Source organism: Polynucleobacter sp. (genome assembly GCF_018500155.2).
Lineage (GTDB): Bacteria > Pseudomonadota > Gammaproteobacteria > Burkholderiales > Burkholderiaceae > Polynucleobacter.
On record NZ_JAHBAK020000012.1, the window covers coordinates 1 to 12,592 of the forward strand.

Consider the following 12,592-nt stretch of genomic DNA (forward strand, 5'->3'; position numbering starts at 1 on the left):
AAATCTTTCTCGCTCATATCTTCATAGCGCGCCCGCTCTTGCTCAACCTGCATTTCTTGACGCTTCTCTTTCACGTCATATACGCCATCAATAATGTCTTTAATGCGTTTTTGAACCCCTTTGGGCTCAATTCCGTGAAGCTGGTTGAAGGAAATCTGCTTGGTGCGCCGTCTTTCTGTTTCGCCCATCGCCCTGCGCATAGAATCAGTCACCTTATCGGCATACAAAATGGCTTTGCCACGAACATTTCGAGCGGCTCGACCTATGGTCTGAATCAAGGATCGCTCGGAACGTAAAAAGCCCTCTTTATCAGCATCCAAAATCGCAACCAAAGAGACTTCTGGGATATCTAGACCTTCACGCAGCAAATTAATACCTACCAAAACATCAAAGACCCCTAAACGCAAGTCACGCAGTATTTCCACTCGCTCAACAGTATCAATGTCCGAGTGCACATAGCGCACCTTCACACCGTTATCAGAAAGAAAATCAGTGAGCTGCTCTGCCATGCGTTTGGTCAGCACAGTGACCAAAACGCGCTCCCCCACTTTGACGCGCTCATGTATTTGACTGAGTAAATCATCCACTTGAGTGCTTGCAGGCAATACTTCAATTTCAGGATCAACCAATCCAGTGGGTCTAGCAACTTGTTCAACTACCTGACCTTGATGAGTGCTCTCATACTCTGCAGGCGTTGCCGAAACAAAGATGGTTTGACGCATTTTGGTTTCGAACTCAGTAAATTTCAGTGGACGGTTATCCATCGCCGAAGGCAAGCGAAAGCCAAATTCCACTAAAGTGTGTTTGCGTGATTTATCCCCGTTGTACATGGCATTTAGTTGCCCAATTAACACATGACTTTCATCTAAGAACATCAAGGCATCATTTGGCAAGTAATCAACCAGGGTGGGTGGAGCCTCGCCTGGAGCGGCCCCAGATAGGTGGCGTGAGTAGTTCTCAATTCCCTTACAAAAGCCTAACTCGTTAAGCATCTCTAGGTCAAAGCGCGTACGCTGCTCAAGACGCTGCGCCTCAACCAATTTACCCTCTTTAACAAACTCATCAAGACGAATACGCAATTCTTCTTTGATCGTTTCAATTGCTTTCAATACCGTCTCACGCGGTGTGACATAGTGAGAACTTGGATAGACCGTAAAGCGTGGAATCTTTTGTCGAATTTTTCCCGTCAATGGATCAAAAAACTGCAAGCTCTCTACTTCATCATCAAAGAGCTCCACTCGCACCGCCAATTCATTATGTTCAGCAGGGAAAATATCAATCGTGTCACCGCGCACACGAAACACACCTCGCTTGAAATCCATTTCATTACGCTCATACTGCATAGCAATGAGTCTAGTCAAAATGTCACGCTGACTCATTTTGTCGCCAGGACGCAATGTCATCACCATGCTGTGATAGTCACCCGGATTACCAATGCCATAAATTGCTGACACTGTGGCAACAATAATGACATCACGACGCTCTAATAAACTTTTTGTGGCAGATAAACGCATCTGCTCGATATGCTCATTAATGGATGAATCTTTTTCGATAAAAAGATCACGCTGCGGAACATAAGCCTCAGGCTGGTAATAGTCGTAGTAACTCACAAAGTACTCGACAGCGTTTTTAGGAAAAAACTCCCTAAATTCACTATAAAGTTGAGCCGCTAGGGTCTTATTTGGGGCAAATACGATGGCCGGGCGCCCCGTCCTAGCGATGACATTAGCCATCGTAAAAGTCTTTCCTGACCCCGTGACCCCAAGAAGGGTCTGGAACGTCAATCCATCCTCAATCCCTTCTACCAAGCCGTCAATAGCGGCTGGTTGGTCTCCCGCTGGAGGAAAGGGCTGGTACAACTGGTATGGGGACCCTGGAAAGCTTACAAACTTGGCAGGGTCAAGATCATGGCCGGCCTCACCCAAGGGGTCGGCAACAGCGATTTTCTGCGCTTCCTCGACTGGTGGTTTTGTTCCGTTTTTGGGCAACTTTGGGGGCATCTCGGCTATCATTTCATCTGTGAGTTTTCTTCACAGCGAATTTTGTACAAACATTGATTTTGCCGTTTTTATTAAGAAATAGTTGATTCTGACCTCAAAAACAGACAATTAAGCTCAATTTAACGTCAGTAGATAGCCAAAATACCCATAATTCACCCTTAACCATCACCCTTTAGATCAAATGACCCTGTTTTCCTCAGTTCAGCTAGCCCCGAAAGATCCTATTTTTGGCCTCACAGAAGCCTATGTCGCCGATCAGCGTCCTGATAAAGTGAATTTAGGTGTGGGTGTGTATTACACAGATGAGGGTAAGGTCCCTCTCTTAAAAGCAGTGATTAAAGCGGAAGAAGCCATCGTTGCTAAGCACTCCCCTCGTAGCTACATCCCCATTGAAGGTCCAAACCCATATAACAGTGCAGTACAAAATCTATTGTTCGGAGCAGATTCTGAACTCATTAAAGATGGTCGCGTAGTGACCGCAGAGTGTCTTGGTGGCACAGGTGCATTACGTGTCGGTGCCGACTTTATTAAGCGCCTCAATTTAAATGCACCGTGTGCTATCAGCAATCCAACCTGGGAAAACCATCGCGGTATTTTTGAATCTGCCGGTTTTGACGTAGTCGAGTACACCTACTTTGATGGGAAAACTCGCGGCGTTGATTTCGATGGCATGGTGAAATCTTTAGAGTCATTCCCAAAAAATACAACCGTGCTATTGCATGCATGCTGTCACAACCCAACAGGCGCAGACATCACCGAAGCCCAATGGCGCCAAGTGATAGAAATCTGCAAAAACAAGGGCTTGATTCCCTTTTTGGATATGGCCTACCAGGGCTTTGCAGCCGGCATTGAGCAAGATGGTATTGCTGTGCGCCTCTTTGCAGAGTCTGGCATGTCATTCTTTGTATCGAGCTCTTTCTCCAAATCATTCTCACTCTATGGTGAACGTGTTGGCGCATTGTCTATCGTGACTCAAAGCAAAGATGAATCTACACGCGTACTCTCACAACTTAAGCGCGTGATTCGCACCAATTACTCCAACCCACCAACGCATGGCGCTGCAATTGCAGCTGCAGTTTTAAATTCACCTGAGTTACGCCAACTTTGGGAAGATGAACTCGCCGAAATGCGTGAGCGCATTAAAGCGATGCGCCATGGTTTAGTAGAAAAATTAGCTGCTGCTGGAGCAAAGCAAGATTTTGCTTTTATCGAAAAGCAGCGTGGTATGTTTTCTTACTCAGGCTTGACTGCTGAGCAAGTTGAGCGCCTTCAGAAAGAGGACGGTATTTACGCCCTCTCCACTGGACGTATCTGCGTGGCTGCACTCAATACTAAAAATATTGATAAAGTAGCTAAAGCAATCGCCCGCGTTTTGGCTTAAAAACTAATTAGCGGTTATATCGATTTACAGGAGGTACCATGCTTTATCAGTTACACGAGTTCCAAAAAGCCTTATTACAGCCCATCAGCTCATGGGCGCGCGCTGCCTCCGAGGCTTTTGTTAATGCCTCTAATCCAGCATCCAAGGTTCCAGGATCTGAGCGTTTAGCTGCTAGCTATGAACTTCTTTATCGCCTTGGCAAAAACTATAAAAAGCCCGAGTTTGGCATTCGCTCCGTAATGGCCCATGGCCACGAAGTAGCCATTCATGAGATCACCAAAGTTACCAAGCCATTCTGTAAATTAATTCGCTTTAAACGTTTCTCTGATGATGTAGAAACCATCAAGAAACTCAAAGAAGATCCCTCTGTTTTAATTGTGGCTCCTTTATCTGGCCATCACTCCACCCTATTGCGCGATACAGTTCGCACTCTCTTGCAAGATCACAAGGTTTACATCACGGATTGGATTGATGCTCGCAATGTTCCTATGAGCGAGGGCGAGTTTGGTCTAGATGACTACGTTCATTATGTTCAGGAATTTATTCGATTTATTGGCGCAGAAGATCTACATGTGATTTCTGTTTGCCAACCAACCGTTCCTACATTAGGCGCCATATCGCTGATGGCTTCTGCTGGTGAAGCTACTCCCGCCTCCATGATCATGATGGGCGGCCCAATTGATGCACGCAAATCGCCTACTGCCGTTAATAATTTGGCAGAACAAAAATCGCATGATTGGTTTGAGAGCCATGTCATCTACAAAGTCCCGCCAACCTATCCTGGTGCTGGACGTCGCGTCTATCCCGGCTTCCTGCAACACACCGGATTCATTGCAATGAATCCGCAGAATCATTTGCAATCACACTGGGATTATTTTGCAAATCTGGTTCGTGGTGACGAAGAAGATGCAGAAGCACATATTCGTTTCTATGATGAATACAACGCTGTATTAGATTTGGATGCGAAGTTTTACTTAGACACCATCAAAACGGTATTCCAAGAATATGCGTTGCCAAATGGCACCTGGGAAGTGGCAGGCGAGTTGGTAAAACCACAAGACATTAAAAATACTGCTCTGCTGACTGTTGAGGGCGAGCTGGACGATATCTCTGGTAGCGGCCAAACACGTTCTGCACATGGTTTATGTGCCGGCATTCCAAAAGAGCGTAAGGACCATTACGAAGTGGCAGGTGCTGGTCACTACGGCATCTTCTCAGGACGCCGTTGGCGCGATAAGGTATATCCTAAAATCAAAGCCTTTATACGTGAACACCAAGCAACCAAGAGACATTCGTAATTCGAATCTCTCATCAGACACAACACAGGGGGCAATTGAGCCCCCGCTTTACTAGATCTCTAGAGCCATGACCACAAAAAAGGTGAATGAGCTCGCTGATCGCCTAGAGGATTTACTGCCTCAAACCCAATGCACTAAGTGCGGCTATCCAGATTGCCGAGGCTATGCAGAAGCTTTAGCCAGCGGCGAAGCATTGCCAAACCGATGCCCACCGGGTGGTGTTGAAGGCATCAAAAGATTAAGCCATGTTCTGACCCCCATCTATCCTCAAGATGCATTTGATCTGCACCCAACTATCAACCCAGAATGCGGTGTAGAGAGACCTAGACCAGTAGCATTTATTGATCCTTTGAAATGTATTGGATGCACGCTCTGCATACAAGCATGTCCTGTCGATGCAATTGTTGGTGCCTCCAAGCAAATGCATGTGGTACTCACGGACTGGTGCACAGGTTGCGACCTTTGTATTCCGCCGTGCCCGGTTGATTGCATCAGTATGATTAATATCACCGAAAACAAAACTGGCTGGGACGCTTGGTCTCAAGAGCTAGCCGATATATCCCGTCAACGGTATCATGATCGCGAACAACGTCTTGATCGTGAACAACGTGATAATGACGAGCGCTTAGCAAAAAAGGCCGCAGACAAACTTGCAGCCGTGAATGCTGAGCAACCTAATAGTGCTGAAGAAGAAAAAGAAAAGGAACGAAAGCGCGCCATCATTGCTGCCGCGATTGCTAGAGCACAACAAAAGTCATGATGGGGCCAGATAAACGCGTTGCCTTTTTTCAGCAACTCAAAGCCAACAACCCAAAGCCAACAACTGAACTGGAATATAGTTCCCCATTTGAGCTTTTGATTGCCGTGCTGCTATCAGCACAAGCCACTGACGTTTCGGTCAACAAGGGCACCAGAAAACTTTTCAAAGTCGCCAACACCCCTCAAGCCCTTTTAAATCTGGGGGAAGAAGGTGTGCGCCCTTATATCCAGCACATTGGATTATTTAACTCCAAAGGCAAGCATATTCAAGAAACCTGTCGTCTTTTACTGGAAAAACATGGCGGACAAGTTCCTCAAACCCGCGAGGAACTAGAAGCCTTACCAGGGGTTGGCAGAAAGACTGCGAATGTCATTCTCAATACTGCTTTTGGACAACCTACCATTGCCGTTGACACTCATATATTTCGCGTCGCTAATCGCACTGGTTTAGCTCCGGGTAAAGATGTTCTTGAAGTGGAGAAACAGCTACTCAAACGCGTACCTAAGGAATATTTATTGGATGCTCATCATTGGTTAATTTTGCATGGGCGCTACACTTGCAAGGCACGCAATCCAGAATGTGTGCAATGTATCGTTGAGCCACTTTGTGGCTTTAAACAAAAGACTGGCAAAGGAAAAGTTCGTGGCAATATTTAATCCAACCCGTGAAGAGGTCCGTCGTTTCTTTTGCGATACCTGGAAAAAGAAAACTGATGGGCATATTTTGGATCCCATGGAAACGATTGCTGGAGACTGGATGGAGCAACATCCGGAATATCACAGTCTATTGGCTGACCCTGAAGGCGCTATCAGCCAGGATTACACGCCTGAACGCGGCGAAACCAACCCCTTCTTGCATTTATCGATGCATTTATCGATTAGCGAGCAAATCTCGATAGATCAGCCTCCTGGCATCAAAGCAATAGCGGAGAAATTGTCACAAAAATTAGGTTCCATGCATGAGGCACAACACAGCATGATGGAATGCTTAGGGCAAGTCATGTGGGAAGCGCAACGTGAAGGCAAACCATTAAACCCCGAAAATTACCTTGAGGCCCTCAAGCGCCTGATTTAATACATTTGCGATATCTCGTGGCGAATCGCTGCTGGTAATTTTGCAGCTAATGCAATTCGCTGCTCTACATTTGCTTTTGAAGTCTCTTGAGTTTTGGTGGACCAAACTGATCCCGGAAAGTAGGCGTCATCCTTGAATCTAGGAATCACATGCCAGTGAATATGGGGCACCATATTCCCCAACGCGGCAAGGTTGACCTTATCGGGTTGCATGACATCACGAATCACCTCTTCAACAGCAAACACCAAAGACATAATGTGCTCACGCTCGCCATAAGTGAGATCTGACATTTCGGGCACATGTCGATTCCATATCACCCTGCAAAAACCTGGGAGATTGGGGTCATTTACCAAAATAATCCGGCAGTCGTCACCTCGCCAAATGAGTTCGCCCTCTTCAGGCTTGTGTGCTTGCGTACAAAGTGGGCAATTAGACATATGAGGAATGTAAACGAAAACGGCATCTAAGTCACCCTTATGGGGTAATTTAGATGCCGTGGCAGTAATGTTGTTACTGCTACTACAAACTACTTAGGGATTCTTAATGGAACTGCTCTTCTTCAGTAGAACCGGTCAATGCGGTAACAGAAGACTTACCGCCTTGAATCACAGTTGTTACATCATCGAAGTAACCAGTACCAACCTCTTGCTGGTGTGAAACGAATGTGTAACCACGATCACGTGCAGCAAATTCTGGCTCTTGTACTTTCTCAACATAAGCAGTCATGCCGCGCTTGGAGTAATCTTGCGCCAAGTCGTACATGTTGTACCACATTGAGTGAATACCAGCGAGAGTAATGAACTGATACTTGTAGCCCATAGCACCCAACTCACGTTGGAATTTCGCAATGGTTGCATCATCCAAGTTCTTCTTCCAGTTAAATGATGGTGAGCAGTTGTATGCCAACATCTTTCCTGGGAACTTCGCACGAATAGCTTCAGCAAATTGACGTGCAAAATCTAAGTCAGGCGTACCAGTTTCACACCAAACCATATCAGCGTATTCAGCATATGCTAAGCCACGTGAGATTGCTTGATCCAAGCCTTTGCGAGTCTTGTAAAAACCTTCTGCAGTGCGCTCACCAGTCAAGAATGGCTTATCGTTTTCATCATAGTCAGATGTCAACAAGTCCGCTGCTTCAGCATCGGTACGAGCCAAAATAATGGTTGGAACACCCATCACGTCAGCAGCCAAACGAGCTGCGATCAATTTCTGTACGGATTCTGTTGTTGGCAACAATACCTTACCACCCAAGTGACCGCATTTTTTCACAGAAGACAATTGGTCTTCAAAGTGAACGCCAGCCGCGCCTTGCTTAATGAGCGCTTTAGCTAATTCAAATGCATTCAATACACCACCGAAACCTGCTTCAGCGTCAGCTACGATAGGTGCGTAGTAGTCGATATAACCTGCATCGCCAGGATTAATACCTTTTTCAGTTTGAATCTCATCTGCACGTTGGAATGAGTTATTAATACGCTCAACCATCTTAGGAACAGAATCTACTGGGTACAAAGATTGATCTGGATACATCGCTGCATAAGAGTTACCGTCAGCAGCAACTTGCCAACCAGACAGATAGATTGCTTGAATGCCAGCCTTCACCTGTTGCATTGCTTGACCGCCGGTGAGAGCACCTAAACAGTTCACATAAGCTTCGTTATTCACGAGGTCCCACAATTTTTCTGCGCCATGCTTAGCCAATGTGTGCTCAATCTTTAATGAGCCACGAAGACGTACTACGTCCTCAGCGGTATAGCCACGTTTAATACCCTTCCAGCGTGGATTGGTATCCCAGTCTTTTTGAATTGCTGCAATTTCAGCTTTGCGATCTGCCATGTTTTTCTCCCTAAGTTAAACAAGTACTTCAAATATGTGACTTTTAAGATGTTTTAAGTCTTATGTCTTATATAAGAGTTTAGAGACTTATTTAAACTCAGCAAGAGAAATAAACAATTTATAGAAAAAAATTTAACTGAATAAATTCAGTTACTTAGAAATACTTTTTTATAATATGAAATGGCTATTCAAGCAACGAAATGAAACGGCATCTCCTAAGCAGCATTGAATTTTACGCAGTGTAATACCGTTTCGTATTATGAAATCTTACGATGCCGCGTTGGCCTTGGGAGCACTCTTTGCTGAAACGGTAAAAACTGTAGGAATGATGAGTAGTTGGAATAACACAATGCCTATGAATAGCGCCTTGGGTAGTCCAGCATCCATAAACATGCCAAAGATGAATGGGCCCACCGCTGCACCCAAATCAATACCGGAATACACAATGCCATAGACGCGTCCAGCAACTCCTTGAGGGGTTGCCCTCTTTACCAATAGATCGCGTGATGGAGCAACTACTCCATAACCAAATCCAAGCATAAAGAAAATAATAGGAATCAGACCGGGCGAAACAAAGCCTGTTGCTAAAGCCAAACACATGATTACGGTGATGGAGAGGCAAGATGAAACAATTTTTTCTGGCGCCTGTAATTTAGCAGCAAGAAAGCCCCCAAACAAAACACCTCCTGCACTACCTAAGGCAAGCAAGGTGATGTAATAACTTCCTAACGTTAATGGCACTTGATAGATATTAAAGAGTGCACTGGGGGCAAACGATTGCAAACTAGAAGTGGAAGCCATACTAAAGAAAAAGAAAGCCCAGCAAAGCCATACCGCTGGTAACTTCAAGAAAGCAAAGGCGCTTTCAGGCAACAGGCCCGAATGTTCAGCGTGCGAGCGGCTATGCTCATGACGTTCTTTAACGTTATCTAATAATTGACCCCTATTCATCCATAAGACTACAAGGATGATGGCCTCCAATATGGCAGCAGCTAAGAAGGCAATGCGCCAATCAGATAGTTGTGCGATGCCCACCATAAATGCAGGGGCTGCTGCCCAACCCAAGTAACCAGTAACGCCATGCATCGAATATGCATAGGGCAAGTTCGGTGGTGAAACTTTATGGTTAATGAGGGTGTAATCTACTGGATGAAAAATACCGTTACCGCATCCCGCAATTACAGCTCCGATAATCAACATTCCGTAGCCATTACTTTGTGAATAAATCAGTGCCGCAAGTACAAGCAAGCCGATGCCTGTAAATAACACTGGCCTTGCACCAATTCGATCTACCAAAAATCCCGAAGCGGCTTGTACAACACAAGATACGACAAAGAAGATCGACATGAGTATGCCAAGTTCGGCATAACTCAAAGCGAACGCATCCTTCAACCATGGAAACATGGGGGGAAGCACTAAATGAAAAAAATGGGAGCTGCCGTGCGCTAGGCTAATGAGACCAATAACCCGGACATCACTGGCACGCCCACTAAGCGCAACAGTCATGTACCGAGTTTACAGGTGCAGGATCATTCCTGCAAAAGCTTAGTGAACCTGACGCGTAAAGCTAAAGTCGCCTTTTTTGTCCACATCTACTGGCACCACATCCTTGGGTCCAAACTTGCCTTCCAAAATCATCTTGGAAACTGGGTTTTCAATATGCTGCTGGATTGCCCGTTTCAGTGGTCTTGCTCCAAAGATCGGATCAAAACCCACCTCTGCCAATTTACTCAGAGCAGCATCACTGACTTCCAATTGCATATCGACTCTAGCCAAGCGCTCGGAGAGATTTTTAAGCAAGATCTTCGCAATATTAGCGATATTATCTTTGCCCAATCCATGGAACACTACGATTTCATCAATACGATTTAAGAACTCAGGACGGAAATGGTTCTTTAACTCCTCAAACACGGCTTCTTTAATTTCGGACTGCTTCTTATCTGCCATTGACTGAATGAGATGTGAGCCAATATTGCTAGTCATCACGATCACTGTGTTCTTAAAATCAACAGTGCGACCTTGACCATCCGTCAAACGACCATCATCCAATACTTGCAAGAGCACATTAAAGACATCTGGATGCGCTTTTTCAATTTCATCAAACAAAATGACGCTATATGGGTGACGACGCACTTGTTCAGTGAGGTAACCACCTTCCTCATAGCCAACATAGCCTGGAGGGGCGCCAATCAAGCGCGCAACGCTGTGCTTCTCCATAAACTCACTCATATCAATACGGATTAAGTGGTCTTCACTATCAAACAAGAAGCCAGCCAATGCTTTACAGAGTTCAGTCTTACCAACACCGGTAGGTCCAAGAAAGAGGAAAGAGCCATAAGGACGATTCTCTTCTGCCAAACCCGCACGTGAACGACGAATCGCATCAGATACCGCACGAATTGCTTCATCCTGTCCAACAACACGCTTGTGCAGCAACTCTTCCATCTTTAAAAGTTTGTCACGTTCACCCTGCATCATCTTGGATACTGGGATGCCAGTCGCGCGAGAAACTACCTCTGCAATTTCTTCAGCGCCTACTTGGGTACGTAAAAGCTTATTCTTTACAACACCGTCTTTATCGCCCTTAGCTTCCGCCGCGGCTGCAGACTTTAGCTTAGCTTCTAATTCAGGCAACTTGCCATATTGCAATTCAGCTACTTTTTCGAGCTTACCCTCACGCTGCAATTTAGCAATTTCTGCACGAACTTTTTCAATCTCTTCTTTCAGCTGTGCAGCACCCAAGACAGCGCCCTTTTCGGCCTTCCAAATTTCCTCTAGATCAGCATACTCAGCACTTAAACGCTTGATCTCGTCTTCAATCAAACCCAAGCGTTTCTGAGAGGCCTCGTCCTTCTCTTTTTTCACGGCTTCACGCTCAATTTTGAGCTGAATTAAACGGCGATCTAACTTATCCATCACCTCTGGTTTGGAATCAATCTCCATGCGAATACGTGAACCTGCCTCATCAATCAAATCAATTGCCTTATCTGGCAAGAAACGATCGGTGATGTAGCGATGTGACAACTCAGCGGCAGCAACAATGGCAGGATCAGTGATTTCAATTCCATGGTGAAGCTCATAACGCTCTTGCAAACCACGCAAAATCGCAATCGTTGCTTCAACACTGGGCTCTTCAACCATCACTTTTTGGAAGCGTCGCTCAAGCGCAGGATCTTTCTCAATGTATTTGCGATACTCATCCAATGTAGTTGCGCCGATGCAATGTAATTCACCACGAGCCAAAGCAGGCTTGAGCATATTGCCAGCATCCATCGCACCATCGCTCTTACCAGCGCCAACCATCGTATGAATCTCGTCAATAAAGATGATGGTTTGGCCCTCATCCTTAGCAACATCACTCAGAACAGCTTTGAGCCGCTCTTCAAACTCACCACGGTATTTAGCGCCAGCTAACAACAGTGCCATATCCAATACCAACACCCTTTTATCTTTAAGGGTCTCAGGGACTTCTCCGTTCACTATGCGTTGCGCTAAACCCTCCACAATCGCGGTTTTGCCCACGCCCGGCTCACCAATGAGCACTGGATTATTTTTGCCACGACGCTGCAAGATCTGAATGGTGCGACGAATTTCATCATCGCGACCAATGACAGGATCGAGCTTGCCCATACGCGCCCGCTCGGTTAAGTCGACGGTATATTTTTTTAAGGCCTCGCGCTGACCTTCAGCATCTGCACTATTCACTGACTCTCCTCCGCGAACCAAATCAATGGCCGCTTCTAATGATTTACGATTTAATCCATTTTCTCGTGCTACTTTTCCAAGCTCACCCTTATCATCAGCCACGACCAACAAAAAGAGTTCGCCAGCAATAAATTGATCATTGCGTTTATTGGCTTCTTTTTCACACAAGTTCAACCAATTACTTAGATCACGCCCGACCTGCACTTCTCCGCTGGTGCCTTGCACCTCTGGTAAGTTCGAAATGATTTTTTCGACACCTTTTTCAAGACCAGGAACGTTAACACCTGCACGGGTGAGCAAACTCTTAGCGCCTCCATCGGAGTCGCGTAACATGGCCAACAAAACGTGGGCCGGCTCGATATATTGGTTATCTTTTGCTAAAGCAATACTTTGGGCTTCACTTAAAGCCTGTTGAAATTTCGTCGTTAATTTATCTATTCTCATTGTTATGCCTCATTTATTTCTGTATTTCTATCTATAGAATATAAGGGCAATATCATCAATTTCAAGGCTTAAATAGCCTTTTTTAACCCTT

General features: G+C 45.5%; 10 protein-coding genes. 5 read left to right on the forward strand and 5 right to left on the reverse strand.

Annotated elements, in window-relative coordinates; all coding sequences use genetic code 11:
• A partial coding sequence (gene uvrB / locus KIH43_RS01495; RefSeq protein ID WP_297716958.1) for an excinuclease ABC subunit UvrB occupies positions 1-2,012 on the reverse strand: 2,012 nt, incomplete at its 3' end.
• Positions 2,013-2,181: 169 nt separating this feature from the next.
• On the opposite strand from uvrB, the gene KIH43_RS01500 reads away from it, so the two are divergent.
• The 5 genes from KIH43_RS01500 to KIH43_RS01520 all read left to right on the forward strand — a co-directional run bounded on the left by KIH43_RS01500 (position 2,182) and on the right by KIH43_RS01520 (position 6,513).
• Positions 2,182-3,381, forward strand: coding sequence for an amino acid aminotransferase (locus KIH43_RS01500; RefSeq protein ID WP_297716961.1), 1,200 nt, complete (start codon positions 2,182-2,184; stop codon positions 3,379-3,381).
• A gap of 38 nt (positions 3,382-3,419) precedes the next feature.
• Positions 3,420-4,679 (forward strand): polyhydroxyalkanoate depolymerase, encoded by a 1,260-nt coding sequence (gene phaZ, locus KIH43_RS01505; protein ID WP_297716963.1) that lies wholly within the window; start codon positions 3,420-3,422, stop codon positions 4,677-4,679.
• Positions 4,680-4,746: 67 nt separating this feature from the next.
• On the forward strand, positions 4,747-5,439 hold the full coding sequence (gene rsxB / locus KIH43_RS01510; protein ID WP_297716966.1) for an electron transport complex subunit RsxB: 693 nt from the start codon (positions 4,747-4,749) through the stop codon (positions 5,437-5,439).
• Positions 5,439-6,095 (forward strand): endonuclease III, encoded by a 657-nt coding sequence (nth, locus tag KIH43_RS01515; protein WP_297717010.1) that lies wholly within the window; start codon positions 5,439-5,441, stop codon positions 6,093-6,095. The genes rsxB and nth overlap by 1 nt, the downstream gene beginning before the upstream one ends.
• Complete coding sequence (locus KIH43_RS01520) at positions 6,088-6,513, forward strand: DUF1841 family protein (RefSeq protein ID WP_296969605.1); 426 nt, start codon at positions 6,088-6,090, stop codon at positions 6,511-6,513. The genes nth and KIH43_RS01520 overlap by 8 nt, the downstream gene beginning before the upstream one ends.
• On the opposite strand, the gene KIH43_RS01525 is transcribed toward KIH43_RS01520, so the two are convergent.
• The 4 genes from KIH43_RS01525 to clpB form a co-directional block, all read right to left on the reverse strand.
• The gene (locus KIH43_RS01525; protein WP_297716969.1) at positions 6,510-6,950 is read right to left on the reverse strand and encodes an HIT family protein; all 441 of its coding nucleotides are present in this window, start codon (positions 6,948-6,950) and stop codon (positions 6,510-6,512) included. The genes KIH43_RS01520 and KIH43_RS01525 overlap by 4 nt on opposite strands.
• A 103-nt stretch (positions 6,951-7,053) precedes the next feature.
• On the reverse strand, positions 7,054-8,352 hold the full coding sequence (aceA, locus tag KIH43_RS01530; protein ID WP_296969544.1) for an isocitrate lyase: 1,299 nt from the start codon (positions 8,350-8,352) through the stop codon (positions 7,054-7,056).
• Positions 8,353-8,619: 267 nt separating this feature from the next.
• A complete protein-coding gene (locus KIH43_RS01535; RefSeq protein ID WP_297716972.1) occupies positions 8,620-9,858 on the reverse strand; it encodes an MFS transporter in 1,239 nt (412 codons plus the stop codon).
• Between the two features lie 39 nt (positions 9,859-9,897).
• A complete protein-coding gene (clpB, locus tag KIH43_RS01540) occupies positions 9,898-12,501 on the reverse strand; it encodes an ATP-dependent chaperone ClpB (protein ID WP_296969548.1) in 2,604 nt (867 codons plus the stop codon).
• Between the last annotated feature and the right edge of the window lie 91 nt (positions 12,502-12,592).

Excerpts from the sequence above, each read along its gene's own strand:
- aceA (WP_296969544.1), bottom strand. The coding sequence starts at position 8,352 with ATGGCAGATCGCAAAGCTGAAATTGCAGCAATTCAAAAAGACTGGGAT.
- phaZ (WP_297716963.1), top strand. The coding sequence starts at position 3,420 with ATGCTTTATCAGTTACACGAGTTCCAAAAAGCCTTATTACAGCCCATC.
- KIH43_RS01500 (WP_297716961.1), top strand. The coding sequence starts at position 2,182 with ATGACCCTGTTTTCCTCAGTTCAGCTAGCCCCGAAAGATCCTATTTTT.
- KIH43_RS01535 (WP_297716972.1), bottom strand. The coding sequence starts at position 9,858 with ATGACTGTTGCGCTTAGTGGGCGTGCCAGTGATGTCCGGGTTATTGGT.
- nth (WP_297717010.1), top strand. The coding sequence starts at position 5,439 with ATGGGGCCAGATAAACGCGTTGCCTTTTTTCAGCAACTCAAAGCCAAC.
- rsxB (WP_297716966.1), top strand. The coding sequence starts at position 4,747 with ATGACCACAAAAAAGGTGAATGAGCTCGCTGATCGCCTAGAGGATTTA.
- KIH43_RS01525 (WP_297716969.1), bottom strand. The coding sequence starts at position 6,950 with ATGTCTAATTGCCCACTTTGTACGCAAGCACACAAGCCTGAAGAGGGC.
- clpB (WP_296969548.1), bottom strand. The coding sequence starts at position 12,501 with ATGAGAATAGATAAATTAACGACGAAATTTCAACAGGCTTTAAGTGAA.